This is a genomic window from Pseudomonas sp. Fl4BN1 (assembly GCF_009908285.1).
GTDB lineage: Bacteria > Pseudomonadota > Gammaproteobacteria > Pseudomonadales > Pseudomonadaceae > Aquipseudomonas.
The window spans coordinates 18,048-34,544 of record NZ_JAAARM010000004.1; the positions used below are offsets into that span (position 1 = coordinate 18,048).

Annotated in this window: 15 protein-coding genes; 7 read left to right on the forward strand and 8 right to left on the reverse strand. The window is 53.1% G+C overall.

The window, feature by feature from the left end; all coding sequences use genetic code 11:
• The first annotated feature begins 11 nt into the window (after window positions 1–11).
• Window positions 12–461, forward strand: a complete 450-nt coding sequence (locus tag GV818_RS05545; protein ID WP_256679423.1) for a hypothetical protein — start codon at window positions 12–14, stop codon at window positions 459–461.
• A 266-nt stretch (window positions 462–727) separates the two neighbouring features.
• On the opposite strand, the gene GV818_RS05555 is transcribed toward GV818_RS05545, so the two are convergent.
• The 3 genes from GV818_RS05555 to GV818_RS05565 all read right to left on the reverse strand — a co-directional run bounded on the left by GV818_RS05555 (window position 728) and on the right by GV818_RS05565 (window position 2,658).
• Complete coding sequence (locus GV818_RS05555) at window positions 728–1,090, reverse strand: hypothetical protein (RefSeq protein WP_306108692.1); 363 nt, start codon at window positions 1,088–1,090, stop codon at window positions 728–730.
• 282 nt (window positions 1,091–1,372) lie between these two features.
• On the reverse strand, window positions 1,373–1,672 hold the full coding sequence (locus tag GV818_RS05560) for a hypothetical protein (protein ID WP_372242064.1): 300 nt from the start codon (window positions 1,670–1,672) through the stop codon (window positions 1,373–1,375).
• 257 nt (window positions 1,673–1,929) lie between these two features.
• On the reverse strand, window positions 1,930–2,658 hold the full coding sequence (locus GV818_RS05565; RefSeq protein ID WP_161776017.1) for a metallophosphoesterase: 729 nt from the start codon (window positions 2,656–2,658) through the stop codon (window positions 1,930–1,932).
• Between the two features lie 281 nt (window positions 2,659–2,939).
• On the opposite strand from GV818_RS05565, the gene GV818_RS05570 reads away from it, so the two are divergent.
• The 5 genes from GV818_RS05570 to GV818_RS05590 all read left to right on the forward strand — a co-directional run bounded on the left by GV818_RS05570 (window position 2,940) and on the right by GV818_RS05590 (window position 6,875).
• Window positions 2,940–3,419, forward strand: a complete 480-nt coding sequence (locus GV818_RS05570; RefSeq protein ID WP_178124739.1) for a helix-turn-helix domain-containing protein — start codon at window positions 2,940–2,942, stop codon at window positions 3,417–3,419.
• 189 nt (window positions 3,420–3,608) lie between these two features.
• Window positions 3,609–4,367, forward strand: coding sequence for a GNAT family N-acetyltransferase (locus GV818_RS05575; protein WP_161776019.1), 759 nt, complete (start codon window positions 3,609–3,611; stop codon window positions 4,365–4,367).
• Window positions 4,368–4,467: 100 nt separating this feature from the next.
• The gene (locus GV818_RS05580) at window positions 4,468–4,800 is read left to right on the forward strand and encodes a hypothetical protein (protein ID WP_161776020.1); all 333 of its coding nucleotides are present in this window, start codon (window positions 4,468–4,470) and stop codon (window positions 4,798–4,800) included.
• 929 nt (window positions 4,801–5,729) lie between these two features.
• Window positions 5,730–6,551, forward strand: coding sequence for a GIY-YIG nuclease family protein (locus GV818_RS05585; protein ID WP_161776021.1), 822 nt, complete (start codon window positions 5,730–5,732; stop codon window positions 6,549–6,551).
• Window positions 6,552–6,656: 105 nt separating this feature from the next.
• Entirely contained in the window at window positions 6,657–6,875 is a 219-nt protein-coding gene (locus tag GV818_RS05590) for a hypothetical protein (protein WP_161776022.1), read from the forward strand.
• Window positions 6,876–7,046: 171 nt separating this feature from the next.
• Here GV818_RS05590 and GV818_RS05595 read toward each other — a convergent pair whose 3' ends face one another.
• The 5 genes from GV818_RS05595 to GV818_RS05615 form a co-directional block, all read right to left on the reverse strand.
• The gene (locus GV818_RS05595; RefSeq protein WP_161776023.1) at window positions 7,047–7,472 is read right to left on the reverse strand and encodes a hypothetical protein; all 426 of its coding nucleotides are present in this window, start codon (window positions 7,470–7,472) and stop codon (window positions 7,047–7,049) included.
• Between the two features lie 104 nt (window positions 7,473–7,576).
• Window positions 7,577–8,470, reverse strand: coding sequence for a TIR domain-containing protein (locus tag GV818_RS05600; RefSeq protein ID WP_161776024.1), 894 nt, complete (start codon window positions 8,468–8,470; stop codon window positions 7,577–7,579).
• Window positions 8,471–8,537: 67 nt separating this feature from the next.
• On the reverse strand, window positions 8,538–9,638 hold the full coding sequence (locus GV818_RS05605; RefSeq protein WP_161776025.1) for an XRE family transcriptional regulator: 1,101 nt from the start codon (window positions 9,636–9,638) through the stop codon (window positions 8,538–8,540).
• Window positions 9,631–10,248: a hypothetical protein gene (locus GV818_RS05610; protein ID WP_161776026.1), complete on the reverse strand. Its 618-nt coding sequence runs from the start codon at window positions 10,246–10,248 to the stop codon at window positions 9,631–9,633. Before GV818_RS05610 ends, GV818_RS05605 begins: the two co-directional genes overlap by 8 nt.
• A gap of 260 nt (window positions 10,249–10,508) precedes the next feature.
• Window positions 10,509–11,258: a hypothetical protein gene (locus tag GV818_RS05615; protein ID WP_161776027.1), complete on the reverse strand. Its 750-nt coding sequence runs from the start codon at window positions 11,256–11,258 to the stop codon at window positions 10,509–10,511.
• 226 nt (window positions 11,259–11,484) lie between these two features.
• Between GV818_RS05615 and GV818_RS05620 the strand changes: the two genes are divergently transcribed.
• Entirely contained in the window at window positions 11,485–15,567 is a 4,083-nt protein-coding gene (locus GV818_RS05620; protein WP_161776028.1) for a KAP family P-loop NTPase fold protein, read from the forward strand.
• Window positions 15,568–16,497: the final 930 nt, after the last annotated feature.

The window sequence follows — 16,497 nt, forward strand, 5'->3', positions numbered from 1 at the left end:
ATCGGTGAAATATGGAAAAGACTCTCTTCGATCGCCATGGGGGGGCCATGACTCAGGCGGATGAGATCAAGCGCGGTGACTTTCAGCCATCGCGTGAACTTCACGCAGGAGCAGCCCAGAATTATGTGCCTCTGTGCCCAAACCGACTGATTATCGCTGTCGAAGCCGTGCGAGGCTCAGGCTTCGCGCTTGAGCTGCTGCGAGAACACCTACACCTTAGGGCTTCAGCAAGGGTCGTATTCTCTTCGTACAGCGACTGCTATTTTCTGCAGTTAGATGACTTCGATCGCTTTCAAAACCGAAAGGTTGGATTGCTGGAGGCGGTTTCAATAATGCCTTTCCGGTCGAGCGAAATCTTCAGGCAGGAGATCGCGACCTGGAGACCCTCGGATCTCGCTCGAGTGGTGGACGGCGATGGAATGAAGGCGCTGGCTGAGCTTGGGCTGATTGTCGGGCGTTGAGTCAGCACACAAACCCGTGTTCGATTCTGTTCAAGATCTCCTTTGCACGCAGATAGGTGGCCTCGTCCTGGACAAACTCCAGCGCACTGAGCACATCGAAGTAAGACCGTGGACACCTCAGCCACACCGCCCCGCTGGTTTGGTCACCAAAGACACGCTCAGCTTGATCCCGAAGCTGCTCTAAAAATTCCATCGTTACCGCCTTCTAATCGCTCAATAGCGCATACCTAGCGCCGTTGCTGTTAGGCGTGCGCACAAGCTATCGGCTAGCGCACAACAATACCATGGGCCGCAAGATCACTTACCAATGTTTTTCTGCGTAACATCCCCGGGATCTTAAACACGCCTCGATATGCGTAATAAAGTGCACCTGGAATGAACAACAGACCCAAGCCATAGGTTGCAGTACCAATAATCACTCCCGCAGGAACTGCCCCCAATGCCATTAAAAACTCTTTCACCACACTAGACCTTACAACTTTTCGCATATTATCAAGATCGCATTCCACTTTACCATTGCCTTTCTCAACAGCAATCAGAACGATTGACTTCTTGGCAAGATAATTATAATACCAAGTACAAGGACTATCAGTAACAAGTGCGCCATACCTTCTCAAATAGTCAACCATCGCAACTTCCTTGAAATGGAAAGTGTTACCATTAATATTCTCACACCTAACCCGATCATAAAGCGCATCAAAATCGCTACTCATTCTTAGGTTGAAGTTTTTTATAGCAAGTGTCATTTTTTGAGATAAGACATACCTTTCCTTAAGTATTGAAACTTATTCTTAATAGCCGTAGGAGACTAATGAGCAGGCGTAGTGCCTCACTAGGGACAAGTAAGTGGTTCAATCATCAAGATGAGCAGGGTCACAAGCAGTGCGGCAGATCATGGTGCGACGGCGGCATCATGCCTCGCATATGGCGCCGGGCAGTTCAGACACAATCACGTAATGGTCTAGACCGGTCAGGCTCCGCACCAGTGTGAATCCGCTGACCTGACGAACAGCCCGAACCTCAGGGGTCACGACGGTCATACCGTCGCTACTCACGCGTGACAGGTCGCCGTAGACCAAGGCTGTGAGCCGATCACCGACTCGCGCGGCATCAAGCAGGTACGCGTCAATCGTGACGTCCCAATCAATCTTGGCTGCCTGGACGACCTGCAATGGAAGTTCGATCAATTCACACGCACTCAAGCTACTCACCATTCCTCACACAATTTCAATAGTTCTTCCGGGGTCGATCGGCAGCTTCTGCCGGATGTCCGCGCAGATTCGAAAGCAACCGACACCCACACACCGTGTCGTCGCCGAATTAGTGAGAGCACCCGAACGCCCAGTAATTTGCCTGCTCGACAAGCCATACCTACGCTGGTGATACACCGCGCCGAAATGCACATCGCACCCAGCCTCGGCGAGCTCATCCAGCGGTGAATTGTGCTAACCCTACACTGAATTCCACATCAAAGCTCAATCTCAAAGAATAGGTCAAAATCAGTATATTCACCGGGATAGCCCCGCGGGTTGGAGATCACCCTGCACCCTGCCAGCTCAACATCAATGCACTGATGCGTATGGCCGAACACCCACACATCGGCCTTCTCAATTAGCGTCGACCACTCATTGGTGTAGGCAGCGTTAAGGTGCCTCTCATCCTTCACCCCGGCCACGAATGACGTTGGAGCATGGCGGGTAACGACGATCGTTTTGCCTTCAAATTGTTGGTCAAGCTGGTCGGCTAACCATGCTCTAGCCGCACGGTTGCGGGCAATGAGGTCATCGGCCCTTAAACGTCTGTAGTTTTCCGTCCGGATGTATTTGAAGTCGCTCATCCACTCCCCGGCCATATTGCTGGCCGCGACCTGGTCGCCAGTGCTCGTGAAGTCCGTCCATGCGGTCGTACCAAGGAATCTGATGCCGTTGAGGATCAGTTTCTCGTTTTCCAAAACATGAACGTGACTTAAGGCCGCGTCCTTCATCTTCTGAAGCGTGCGATCGATATGACCGTCGTAAAATTCGTGGTTGCCATTGATGTAGGCGACGGAGCAGCTAAATGTATCGTTTGCCCATTTGATACCCCGGGCTTTTTTGTCGATGTCACCAGCCAAAATCACGAGGTCGGTGTCTGAGCAGTCTGGAGCGTCCCAGGCTTCGAACTCGTTGTGCAGGTCACAGTAAATTCGAACTCTCAAACACTGGCCTCCTTTGGCGGGCAAACATTTGACCAAGCGATAGATTGCGATGCGATTTAGCGATTAATTGAATGTCAGCAGCCAGTTCAACCCCTTCGAGGACTGAGGATGGGGCTAGCTCTACCTCATGAGAACTGACTCATCCTTTCCCCCCTCCTTGCCAGCAGCCTTAACTAATGCGCACTGTTCAGAAGATCGGTCGAGCAGTTTTATACACCATATGACGTGTAACTGTACACGACAACGTGGCTACATCCTCGCTTTTTGAGGGCATAGTCTTGTTGAAGCCAGCGCTGGCGGCAGTCGTTCGAGCAGTTCGAGGGAATCTGGGCTTCACTCAGGAAAACCTGGCCCATGCAGCATCTCGCACATACTTGAGCAAAATCGAGAATGCCGAGAGCAGCCCCACTATTGATAAATTCGTAGAGCTCGCCGAGGCTCTCGGTATGAGCCCTCTGGCTTTCATGGCACTGGTTCTCTCGACGCGCGACAAGACTCCCTCCTCCACTTTGCTCGCAAAAGCCGCCGAGGAACTGGAGGCGCTACAAGAACGCGTCAGCGACGATGATATCGCCGCGCATCTTGCTGGATTTGATCTAGTGAAGCGGCCTGCTGCGCGACCAGTAAACCTGGTCAAGCTGAAAAAAGTGCTGGAGTGCAAGGAGATTGGCTTGAGCAAAGCAGAGACCGCGAGGCGACTCGGGATAAGTCGATCAACCGTGGGGTTTCTTTGGGAGCGGTCGGTGCCAGCTGAAGGCTGACTGACTCAGAGAGAAGCTTGCAGCATGCCAGGCCAGACCAAGCCTCAAGGTAAGTCAACTGCCCTTACAAGCCTCAAGAACCGCCCATAGCTCGATGGCTTTAGGTAATCAAATTTTCCGCTCGCGCCTTGACGGTGCACCCAGCCAAAACGAAAAATGGCAATTTGCCTGCCACAAGATAGGGAATTCATGTTGCTGAAACAACCTCACCCAAGAGCCAATACCCCTCGTGTGTCGCTTGTTGAGATCGCCGGTGAGAACGCGCTTGCGAGAGTCGAAATCGTACCGATGACTTCAAAGCACACTACGTGGTGGCAAAAGGAAGTACAGCCAATCATTGAGAATAATTACCGCGACCTAGCTGATACGAAAAGCACTAAAAAAGTCCGTGCTGATCGTGGATGGAAATGGCCGCGCATCCGCCGCCTTTTATATGTTCACAATATCGGTCACGTTGGAACCTGGATAGGCGCACATGCAATTGGCCTAACCATGGTAGCCATCAACAAAGAAGATGAGCGGATTCCCGTGGGACTACTTACCTTCGTGCCCAGTTACCTCTGCAGAGCCGATAAATTCGGGCGCAAGACCTACATGTGGTTTGTATCAGCAGCGCCGAAAGAAATTTATAGCAAGCATCTCGATGGCGATACCCTGGAAGGCGTGGCCAAGGCGCTTTTCGATGCAGCCATCCTCGAATCCTACAAATGCAAACTAGACGGTTCGCTTCTATTACACGCCTCTCCTGACGGAGGCATCAAACTCGTCGACATCTACGAGGACATGGGCTTTCGGCGCCTGAGGCCAGTTTTGGGCCCGCTCACCTTTTACAGATGGCGCAAAAGAAGCCAGTACATGACGCTGAACTCTACAGGCGCCTTGAATCTGAGCAAAGAAAACGACGTCTATCGGAGTAATCTTGGCCCCTCTGGCAAACCGAGCACGTAACACTTTTGAGAGGCCAGCCATGGCGTCACGCCGAGTATTAGACAGGGCTTTACAGCCGCTGATACGCCCGTGCTAGTCTGATTCATATATGGAGGTAATCATGGATCACGTAGAAGAGAACAAGCATCTGGGACTGCTGGCGCAAGCTGCCAAAATGGCCCTAGGGAAAAACTTTGATCTGCGCAGCGCCGAAGGGCTTGAGGCTCTTCGCGACTTTGCCAAAGAAATCGCAGCGACCCCGGACTCGGATGAGTCCGAGCGGATCCTGGATTTAATGGAAAGCCTGGATCCTGAAGAGCCGGAACTCATTCATATAACTCCAAAAATTGGAGTTCAGCGAGTTGAGTGTTTCATCCCTCAGAACCAGCGAGTACTCAAAAAAGGCCGAAGCTATAGTTCAGCGAGCCAACGTGGTTTCGACCCCAAATCTTAATGCTGCTGCCGGCGCTTCGTGACTCAGGGCAAGGCTTATCCGCCCTATTGTCTCAACGCTGCTGGCGATAGCTCCTGAGCAACCTGGCAGTTCACTCCAAAGGCAGGCCCGTGTAGGTAGGTTGCGACATATCCAACAGCCCAGCAGCGCCGCCCGATGCTATCTGGCATACCGCCTTTCATCCCCCTCTGCGGAAAAAAGCTCACCTTTAATACTGCCAGAATACGAATAGTGCAATATCTTCGGATCTCATTGAAAGGTAGAACGCGGCTCAGTTACAGAATAACGACGCGCAACCGTTAATAAATGTCTTAAAAGCAGCAGTGAAGTCACCAAGGATGAAGTCAGCCCTCAGCTCGACACCTCGGCCCCAGAGAAGCCGGGCAACGCTGCAAATGGATCGCGCTGAGCTACAGTGCCTAACTGTGAGTTCGTGAAAAAAACCACCTTTCGAGGTGTTTTTTGGCTTGCCGTGGACTACCCCAAGTACCGCTGACATCTTCAGCCTATAGGTTTGGATGCAGATGTTTAAGCCAACGCTTGGCTCACGTTATCTAGACGGCTATCAAACGTCACCCTGGTCAGTCCTCCAGCTGATGGGCATCCTGCCCAGCTTCTGTGAGTTCCGAACGTCCTACCCAGCATGCAGCTTCTGCATACACCTCCAGCAATGCAGGCCGCTCCATTCAGCCCTTTGTTCTCCCTTCAACACGCTGCTCGTAGCCTTTCAACATAATGATCTGATAACCCACCTCATCATCCAGATATCTCAAGCCGAGCCTGCTGGCCGCAATCCGCAGTGCCCAGTATGCTCATCCTCACAATAGCCATTGGCCATATAGATAGGCTTAGGGTCATACGCTCGATTCACGCTGGACTCTGCTCCCCGCGCTGGATCGCCACGATGAATCTGATACGGACATTACCCGATGTTGCTCTTTGACCTGATCAAACTCTGGGAGCCTGCTTTCACTCCGGGCCATACCAAGGTTCATCTAGCCCGATTTAACGGCGAAGAACGCCCGCTAGACGTATTCCTGGAAGGCCGTTTTGATAAATGGCAATCATGGCAATCCCAGAGGAATTTCGAGAAGGAGTATGTCGTTTCACTGATCCAGGCCGAGCGCACTACTCGCTGGCTTTTTGCAGGTCTATTTCGCAGGAAGGGTTGTCTCGATTACACCACGCCGCGAAATCACCACATCTACGAGCTGGAACGTATCGAAGGTGCCGAAGAATGGGTCGGTCGCCTCTATCTCAAGAGCACGTACAAGCAGCGCAATTCATACCCACTAGGAACCACGCTAGTGAATGACCTTGTCGTCTCGGAGCTGCTTCCCAAACGCCTCACCATAGGTGATTTCCCAGGGTTCAAGTCAGTCAACTTGACCAAGGAGCATCTGGATATCGTCGTACGTCAGAACATTCCAACCTGGCGCGCAGCATTGTCGAATGTTAAGGGCGTCTATCTAATCACTGACAGTGAGACCGGCAAACTGTATGTCGGCAAGGCCGACGGCGAATGCGGCATTTGGGGACGCTGGTGCACATACGCGGCGACCGCACACGGTGGCAACGTTGCCCTGAAAAAGGAGTTTGGCATCGACGCCCTTCCCGGGCGACAGCAGCACCTTAGATTCTCAATTCTGGAGATCGCTGATATACACGCCATGCCAGGAGAGATCGATACGCGAGAAAGCCACTGGAAGCAGATTCTGCTAAGCCGAGAATTTGGCTACAACCTGAACTGAGGAGCACTGCAGGCAACGTGTCCAGAATTGGTTGCCAGCGGCTAACGCAAGCACATGCGTCATGAGCGAAGGGCTCATGACGGCCAAACACTAGGAGTATTACCCATGGTCATCTGCGAAGGTCAATTGCGCGGCGCATTCAAAGGCTTCAAAAATACGGACACCGTGTTTGAATTCTACGGCGGCAGGAAGTGGAAACAAGCGGTCTATCAGTACGAATATTTCTATGCCTACATGCCGCAAGCAAAGGTCATTCAGGAGGGGGGTGGATACGTACTCAAGGTGCAAGGCATGAGCAGCAGCGTTGCTGTCAGACCAGTCTGAAGCATCTTCGATTGGATTTCGGGGGGCTATGCTGAGCGCCCCTGAAGTCAGACATGAGGTCACTTGCTTGGACACATGTTAAGACTTGTGTAACGCGCACTATGGAGTAAGCAGTACAGTTTCCTCAAGTTCTAGATACAGCGCGAAGCGTGCGCCGATTGTGGCCGCCACCTAGCGATGTAACTCAGTGGATCGATGAAAATGAATTTCTGTTTGGTAGGCGGGCCATTGACCTGCCTGACGAATCAGATAGACCAACTCGGCTTCCACGGTTTCGATGTCAAGACAATCACCATCGACAGCGTCGACCTGGCACCAGATGTCCATCGTCGCAGCAGAAAAATGACGACGCCAGGCATAACCGTGGTATCCGTTCTTGCCGTTGGCCGCCCACCCGATCCGAAGACGATTGCTCATCGATTGCTTGGTGATTCCGACGTAGACGGGGTATGAATGCCCCTCAACGCTGATCACGTAAAGCTTCGGAAGTCGAGATGTCGCCAGCCCGGAAAACCTCGACTTGTTCTCTGGGCACTTGATGGCAAAGGTCAGGGCATCAAACGTAAGCGCGTAACGTCCTACGTAGGTCATTTCCATAGAAGCTCCTCATGAGAGCGACTGCATGCCAGATGGCGATACTGAGGAAACCAATGCCCCCCTTACCCACCAGATGCCAACCCATTACAGGCTGGCTGGCTCAGTTACGCACGCATGACCTTGTTCCAATCAATCTCATGGCCAGCAGCTTCCAATTCTCGCCCCAGTGCTTGCTTCCAGCCATCCTTATCCATCGACTCCCAAACCACACCAGCAAAGTCACTTGGAATTTCCACAGCTCCTCGCTTCAGAGCGCACACTTTGGCACGGCCTAGGCGGCCTAGGAAATAACCCAATTCCAGCAACACATTTTGGCGAGCGCGAGGTTCTGACATCCCACCTTTCACACATCCTTCATCGTCCGGGGTGAGCAGTACTACAGCAAACCCGACATCACCATGTGCCTCGACCTTTTCCATAACTGTCCGGCCCTGATTCGCTTGCTCGTGCAAGATGATGGACTGAAAACCAAGTCGTTCAAGGAAACGAGCCACTGTTTCGCGGGCCGCATCATCATGGCCGTGCACGATGAACACCTTGCGAGAAAGCTCTTGCGAGCCCTTCGACGTATCATTCGCGGTATGGGTTACCGGGGCTTGTTCATGGTCGGACAGGTCTTCCCTGAGCGTCCGCTGCGCCTCACCCAGCAGAGAGATGGACTGGGCAATGCTATCCTTCGTCCCTTGGACGTAATCGTGTCTGCGGGGATAGTCCTCAGAGAAAACACCTGGGGAGAAATGCAACTGGGCTGCAGATGAAAAACGATAGTAGATTGCTGTGTTTAGGCCGAAGCACCTATCCAAAGTATCCTCAATTGACGTAGACAACGCTACGAGTCTTGGCGAGTCCCCATCATCGTTGAGTTGGGATACATCAAATTCTTGGAGGTCATTGATGCGCTCCTGCAGGCGTTCAATTCCCCTCTCCATCTGAGCGGGAGACAGCAGAAACTTCGGAGCGACGTTGTTGGCGCCAGATTGGGATTTGCTACGTGCCATCAAACAATTCCTATGCGTGAATATGTAAGCAAAACGAGTGAGCGCACTCAGTGCGCTGCGTCTCGAACTATTTCACCAATGCCAATGGTGCTGCGGGTACCTTCAGCATGAAGCGATCCACGACCAAAGCATCTGTGAGCCCAGAGTCCTTCAGGATTGTTCTCCAGCTCGAATGATCAAGCAGATCTACCGCCCTTTGTACCAAGGTGGGCGCTTCCATCTCGATCTGATCGTCGAGTTCTTCCCGCTTGGTGAAGCCGTTGCGACTGAGGTAGGTGAAGCCTGACCGGGCTTGATCCTGGGTGATCAGGTTGAGAGTCTGCGCACGGTAGATGATCGCCTTGAAGCTGACTTTCCATCGCAGCTTGAGCGCCCCTAATGCCGCCCAGTTCAGATACTGCCCGCGCATGGATGGGAACTCACCGCCAAAGCTTGCACGTGGCATGAGCAGCGCGCTAGCAAACTGATTTGCCTGAGCTTCGGTCGTTCGGCAACCCGTTTCAATACCCTGGTGCATCACAAGGTGGCCAAGCTCATGGGCAATGTCGAATCGATGCCGGCACGGATTTTCTTTGGCGGTGTTGCGCACGATCAGAGGACGCTTGTTGAACAATGAAAACGCATCGATACGATCATCAGCATCAGCAAGATTCACCACCAAAACGCCCGCCTTCTCTGCCAGCCGGGTGACATTGGCGATGGGGCCGATGCCTATCGAAAGTTCACGCCGAAACCCCTCTGCCGCCTTCTCAATGACGTCATCACTGGTCAGCGGCAATTCAAAAGGGTTGAAACCAACAGGAGGAAAATCAACCTCTTGTTCAAGCTCGTTGACCAACAACTCAAAGAGCTCTACTTGGGATGCAATGCTCTTTTTGATAGTCTGCGTCGACGATCGCAGACTGCGAAAATGGCACTGTTCCAGCTCTACAGAACCTCGGCGCGGGCTCGACAGAAAGTCTTCCGTTACCCCTAGGGCTTTGGTCAGCACCTGGATCTGGGCGCGGTTCGGAATGGAATTGATTTCTAGCTTGTGAGCGTACTGTCGGCTCACCCCGAGCAGATCACCCAGCTCAGCAAGCGACAAGCCAGCAGCGCACCGAGCCAATCTCAGTTTGTCAGGTGAAAACTCAGCTTCAAAAGCAAGCTGTTGTGTTCTGTCATCCATCTACGGATTCGTCATCGTCAGTGGTCTTTCTATCAATGTCTTTGCGCTTACGCTGCAATTCGGCCTCAGGCACGTCCACCGCAGCGTGCTGCTCAGTCGCCCTGACCGACAACATCGATCGCTCGTCATGCTTCCATAGGCAGATCACATTGTGATTCACGTCAAAGCCGACGATCGCCACTTCAACCTTCGGAAATTCAGGATCGTTGTTGCTGGAGACGTAGACTCGCCAGGTGCAAATCTCCGGCGACTTTTCAAACAGAGATAGCTGATGCTGCTCAAGGGGGTTAGGCTTGATTCGGTAAGCTTTTTTGATGTCGAGCGGGTTATCGGTGACGATCTGCAGCAGCACATTGTTCAATGAGACGGTGAAATCCAGCGTCGCGTTACGCAACTGCAACCATGGCATCGACTTGTCGGCTGCCAGCACCTGGCAAAGTCCTTGCTGCCTCCCGAAGAGCATCGTGCCTCGTGTGTAGTTGGTGTCGTAAGGACTGCTGGAATCTTCCAGGGCGCTGTATGCAACATAAGCGACTTCCTGACAGAAGCGATCTACATACTCAGGCAGCAGCCTGGGCTCGAAATGACTCGGATGTTGTGTCACATGCATCAGACCGCCCCTTTCAAAAGTCTGCAAATCAAGAAAATTGTCAACTTGAATTCTATGCAGATTTGAAGGTATGTCAACCGACTACGAGACTGTGGAAGTACAGACACGGAGGACAGTGTATGGCTGGATATGGAAGATGGGGGCAGTCCACGTGAGCTTGCGAGGTGTCTAGAGAGTCCGAGGGGATTCATTTTTCTCGATAGTTGCGACATTACCCGATGGGCGCAAAGGACGCTGGCGCTCAACTTCGCGATACATCATCAGGCCAACGAGAGCTTCGCATCAGCAGCTTCAGGTGACTTGCGGAGTTGATTTGCCCTATGGCGCTCATCAAAGATCACCACGATCCCCGGAAAATACCGATGCCCATCGACGTAGTTTGGGCTTCCCACCTTGGGGAAGATGTAGGCGAATTGTGTGGGTTTCAGTGACCACCCCGCAAAATAGGGTTCATCTGTAAGCCAACGATTCAGCGAGGCCTTGACCTTGTCAGGACAGATCTGAACCCGCTTGCCCGTCCCGATCCGAACTTCGCTCAGGGGGATTGTTGGCACAACGAATGTTACTGCGAATCGACGATTGGCCTCCCAATGGCCAAGGTCACCTGAATCGTCCCATGCCGCTTTCAGCGCTTTGTTCATGTAGCTTTCGCCATCCGCCCTGGCGCCTATCCGCTGAACGGCCTGCTTGGCCTCGATGGCGAAGCTTTCTTCTGGGTTGCGGATGAACAGGTCACAGCGACCATGGCGTAGATGTCCCTCATCTACGCCCGGTGTGAGTGTCCGCATACGCTTGATGGTGCTGAACTCCTCAAGCGCGAACCAGTCCTTCAGCGTCCAGGCCGCCCCTGCCAGAACACTCAGCGAGGCGCGCTCGTTGTACCACCACGGATTATCTTGAAATGCCTTGGTGTAACGCTCCACCGCCTTGATCCAAGCAAACAGAAGCTTGCGGACAGATTCGTCATCGTCATGGGTATGCACACACTTGAGGGTCTTCAGTTGCTGCACCGCGCGCTCCTTGCGAAAAAAGCGCGACGCTACCACATGACAGAGGAAGCTTGTGCAAAGTTGAGACAGACATCCCAACCTAAGTCGACTCTGCAACTCTTCATGCCTCATAGCACGCAAGCGCTAGCAATCACTGCCCTCACAATCGACCTACTGGTCACCCGACCATGAGATCAGTAAGCTCCCGCCAAGGTAGCTAATTGCCATAGTATTTAGGGATGATCGAATGCAAGATACGCGCCGCATGATGCCCGCCGTTCTGGATCGCCACATTCAAAGCGAAGACCAGGACGCCTTCGGACACCGCCACTACGCCCAGGCGCTGCGCTGCCTGATCGAGGATGAAGGGCATCAGCCCCCGTTCAGCATCGGTTTACTGGGTGGTTGGGGTACCGGCAAGAGCTCGGTGAAGGAGCTCTATACACGGGCACTGGCAGACGACACATCGACTTCTGGTGGGCAGCGGCCAAGAAGACAACGTTTCAAGAGCATCACTTTCAACGCCTGGCGGTTCGGTGGAAAAGAGCAGGACATTAAGCGAGCGCTGCTACGTCACGTGTTCCTTGAGTTGGGCGGTGATGAGAGCAAGCTGCAGGACGACCTGTACCGAAACGTCACTCACACCACGTCAGTGCCCAAGAAGATAAAGGAGCTTATCAAGGAGCACCTTTTCAGCTGGGCAGCGCCGGCACCTGCGTTCGCGATCGCCTTCGTTGTCTATGTCATGCTGGTGATCGCCGGCCTGCTGTGGCTACCCTTGGATGGCGGCATAGCCCAAGGGTTCTTTGTGACCGCTGTCAGCGCGGTATATACCTACCTGGTTAGCGTCATGAAACCCTCAGTTGTTAACCCGTTTAACACCATCACCCGGGTGCATATGCCTAGCGTAAGTGCGGAGCAATATGAGGAGTTGCTGCTGCAACAACTGCGTAAATTCAAGCCTGCCCGCGACAACTCGGTACCCTACGAGCGGCTCGTCATTTTCGTGGATGATCTTGACCGTCTTTCCGCTGAAGAGATGGTCTTGGGTTTGGACGCTGTTCGCACGTTCATGGAGATTCCCACAGACAAACTGCCAGACAACCTGGGGCTCGTTTTTGTGATCTCTTGCGACGAGGGTAAGGTTGCAGACGCCCTCTTCCGTCGCCGGAGTAACCCTGAGCAACCAGGCTCGATTTTCAGTTCCGCCGACGCACGCCGATATCTCGACCGCATTTTCCAGTTCAGGCTTGAAATTCCACCACCGCCACGAAATGACATGCGTCAGTTCGCACTTTCTAAACTCAAGAGTTTTCCCGAGCTCGTGACGGATATTGCGGCCAAAGGCGCATCGGTGGAGCAGATCGTGGATCGTATGATTCACATTAATGTCACTGACCCACGCAATGCCCTTCAGATCGTCAACGCCTTTATGCAGACATGGTGGCTAGCCAAGACGCGCGAATTCGACGCCATTGGAAGTGCACGCCCCGGTGGTCTGCATGAAGGGGCAGTAACGAAGCACCCGGTTGCCCTTGGGGCGATAAGCGCAGCACGCGTAAGTTTCCCGGGCTTCTACCGTGATCTCCAAGATGACCCGCAACTCCTGCTACGTCTGACCAACCTGATGGTCAGGCAGACCTCACTCAATGACGAACCGCTGGAGGCACACCACGTCCTGAAGCGATATGTCACACAAGATGGAAATGACAAACCTAAACTCGTTGAGGGTTGCCGCGATCTGCGTCAGTTCTTGGCGAGCCTGGTCGGCATCAAATGGCCCGAATCTCTGCAGAGCCTTCTATTGCTCTCAGAAGACACCGCCACACGCCAATATGGCGCCCATGCGTCGAGGATCTACAACCAGTTGGTATCAGGTGATACTCAAGGCTTCCTGGAAACCCTTTCTCCACGCACGAATGGTCTGCTGAGCGATGTAGAAGGGCAGTTGTTGCACAACATGCTCAGTGAGCTACACCGCACTGAGCAGGCTCTGAAATTCAACGCCATGCGCGTTGTGGCAGACATTATCGATCGTCTGCCAGACCGTACCCGGGAAATGGTACTCGGCATACTTTGTAACGACCTCGTTACCTCTTCGGAGCTGAGGACAACTCTGGGCGTCGAGAAGATCGACCGCATCGTTAAAGTCGCCAATCCAGTAGACCAGCAGCACGTAGCTGCTGTAATCATCGATGACCTGCTCAATCTGGAGAAGCCAGGCACCATAGACCTTCCTACAGGCCAAGCGCCAAATATGGAAGAGGCAATAAGCATGGCCAAGTGCGCCGCAGGCACAGTGCTACAAGTGCTGGATACACAGGGCCTACCTGCCCAAGCCAAGCTAACGTTGATGAACTGGCTTACAGAACGAACCGTCACCACGGCCAAAGACTCCTTCAAGCTTCCCTTCCTCGACTTCCACATATGGATGGACAGCTTCGAGTCGACGCTCCTTCCGGAGATTGGGCCTGCGTATGTCGATCAGCTCACTGCTGCCCTGTACAGGCACGAAATGGAAGAAATTGACGCCGGGGAAGTACTGGATACGCTGAGAGCTGCAGTCACCGTTTCTCGGATTGATCACGTGTGGCGCCAAATGGCCTTGGAAGGTGAAGACAGCCGGAACCAGATGTGGGCACAGATTAGGGTTGCATGCCACCTGCATGCGCCCGAACCGATCAATTGTGTCTTGAATGCACTAGAGCGGTACCAGACCTCAGCCGACGATGAGCAAGTATTGGAATGCCTGAGACTTTTGTGCATACGAGTCGGCGAGGTCATGCAGGCGCCACTGGATTACCAACGGGCGTTCCACCTTCTGCTCGACATCGGCGCTTCGCGGCTCTCAGGATTCAAAACCAAGCATCATCAGGCATATGCCGGGCTATGCATGAGATTGAGCGAAATCGAAGGTTACGAACACGACGCTGCCACAGTGCTGAAGAAATTCGTAATACAAAACGATGAAGCACTCTACGAGATCGTCGATCATTGGATCACAACGCCGCTGGAAGATGTCCCTAGCGAATGCCGCAATGTTGTGTTTGAGGCCTATGAGCACCTGTCCGAAGGAAACCAGGAGGCTCTCGCAACGCACCTCACTCAGCTGACAGAACTCTCGGCTCTTGATGGACGGGGTGAGAGCCTCTACACCGACGCAGCCACCCACATTCCTCTAAGCCATTGGGGCAGTTCAGTGCTGCAAGCGCATCTTGACAAGGTTCTACCGACCTTGCAGAGCAAAGTAGATGAGTGGGATACCTACCTCAAGTTCCTGCTTCCAGGAGTGGGCCGCATCATTTTGCAAACCAGCCCGATCTATCTAGGCCCTGCTCTGCAAAATCTGGTGAGTAATGCCAAGGACTATCCATATGTTTATGAGGAGCTCCACCGCATGATGGTCGACCGGTGGCCGTCAGAGAATGTCCTCACCAATGGCTACAGTCCACAGGCGATGTTCAGTGATGCGCGTCTCGCCGTCACAAAATCCCCTAACTACGTTGGACGCCATGCATTGGCTTCGTTGAACAGTATGCTTGCGAACAAAATCGTACCTGCCTCGCTCGCTACGACGCTCGTGGAAACGTCTCGCTTCATTTGGGAGCAAAACCCAGAAGAAGCAGTTGAATTCCTAAGCACCAGTGGCCTTGAGCTCTCCGTCGAGCAGATGGCGAACCTGCCTGACCCGATCGACTTCGGCAAGCCTGCTGAAGTGGCATTACTAGAGCGTGTATGGAAGGCATTGACACCTAACTTGTCGATGAAGGAAGACCTCGATACCACCAAAGCTGTACTGCTCAAAGGTATGCAGGGCAACACACAAGATCTAGATCTGGCGTTGTCATTATGGTGTCGGGCCCTGGCAGCAGAGGCCCATGGCAATCTCAAAAAGCTTCTGCTCGACGCGAATACGACCGATGAACACCGCGCTCGGCTGTTCAAGCAAATCGTGCGAGCAGAAGGTGGCCAGGATCACAAAGAGTCGCAGGAGGTGCTCGCCCTCGCAATCGCAATCTTCAAAATGCCCGACAGTCCATTGAGCTGGTCTGCCGTCAATGCGCTACGTACTGATATCAACGCACGACTAGTAACGCATGAGGATCGGATCGACTTCGCCAAACAGCTACTGAACGAACTCCGCAGTGCAGCCTCTGATACAGCCAAAGGGCATATGGCGACCTGGGCCAAATCGTTGGGCAGCGACGCAGTACTCAAGGATGTGAGGCCAGCAGGACTTCGCGAAGAAGACCTGGGCATCATCAACAAGTTTTTTGGTGACAGTCGGACAATGAAGGGCTTGGTGACTCGTTGGAACAACCGTAAGTAAAAGCCCGATCACAGGCTATCCTGGTAGGGTAGCCTGGTGACAAGACGGTCTGATCTTCACCGATTGCCACGCTCACGAAGGCAGCGCAGTAGTCATCGCTACCAGCGTCATCCACCATTGGCAAACCTCATGGATGGCATGTGCCCAGCCTCGCCATTGGGTTAGCCCCATTGCTACGCCCATTGTTATGGCCGTTCCGACAAGAAATGAAGCCGCACGCCTCAGCACCCATAGGCGCTTCCAAAGACTAAACTGCCGCGCGAAGTCTGGCTCGTGTTTTCGGTAATCTGTCCCAACCACGCATACACGCAGGAACACCCCAGCCGCCAGGACTGCAGCTATCCATTGTGGCATCGAAAATTTGAGCAGGAATGAAAGGAGCATTCCCGGCAACACCAGTTTTTCAGCGTACCGCTTGGCTGAGGTTTCGCTCTCAGTCGTGAAGTGCGGGCTGTACTTCCGGAACATAAACATCACTCAATCCTCACGCCAGGGCCGATCACTGCAGAATAGCAACAAGCTATCAAACTCAAAGCATGACTGATATCCCCACCCTTCAAGGCAGAAAATCCCAAGGCTCCGGTTGTAATGGTCAACTAATCCTGGACACAGAGATGAGTTTTTCTTCCAAAGCAGTCAGAGATACGAAACCGGTGTGCTGATACAGCCCTGTCCAGTTGTGCCGTTGCATGAGATAGCGGCCTATGCATGCTCGGCCAACGTCGTCGTCATGTAACCCACCGCTGGCACGGCAAGCTCATCCGAGATGAGGTGCATAATCTTCATCTTAAGAGTGGTGACCGAACAACGCTGCGGGCCGCCGCTAGGATCTATTTTCAGAATTCTATATACGACCAATTGCTCTGGGTTTTCTCCTCTACGTTGGCCCGCCCCGGATACCAACATCACTCGCAAGATTGACCTGCAGAA

Coding starts and splice junctions, on each gene's coding strand:
- GV818_RS05595 (WP_161776023.1), bottom strand. CDS start 7,472: ATGGAAATGACCTACGTAGGACGTTACGCGCTTACGTTTGATGCCCTG.
- GV818_RS05610 (WP_161776026.1), bottom strand. CDS start 10,248: ATGCATGTGACACAACATCCGAGTCATTTCGAGCCCAGGCTGCTGCCT.
- GV818_RS05555 (WP_306108692.1), bottom strand. CDS start 1,090: ATGGTTGACTATTTGAGAAGGTATGGCGCACTTGTTACTGATAGTCCT.
- GV818_RS05580 (WP_161776020.1), top strand. CDS start 4,468: ATGGATCACGTAGAAGAGAACAAGCATCTGGGACTGCTGGCGCAAGCT.
- GV818_RS05620 (WP_161776028.1), top strand. CDS start 11,485: ATGCAAGATACGCGCCGCATGATGCCCGCCGTTCTGGATCGCCACATT.
- GV818_RS05545 (WP_256679423.1), top strand. CDS start 12: ATGGAAAAGACTCTCTTCGATCGCCATGGGGGGGCCATGACTCAGGCG.
- GV818_RS05575 (WP_161776019.1), top strand. CDS start 3,609: ATGTTGCTGAAACAACCTCACCCAAGAGCCAATACCCCTCGTGTGTCG.
- GV818_RS05605 (WP_161776025.1), bottom strand. CDS start 9,638: ATGGATGACAGAACACAACAGCTTGCTTTTGAAGCTGAGTTTTCACCT.
- GV818_RS05600 (WP_161776024.1), bottom strand. CDS start 8,470: ATGGCACGTAGCAAATCCCAATCTGGCGCCAACAACGTCGCTCCGAAG.
- GV818_RS05590 (WP_161776022.1), top strand. CDS start 6,657: ATGGTCATCTGCGAAGGTCAATTGCGCGGCGCATTCAAAGGCTTCAAA.
- GV818_RS05585 (WP_161776021.1), top strand. CDS start 5,730: ATGTTGCTCTTTGACCTGATCAAACTCTGGGAGCCTGCTTTCACTCCG.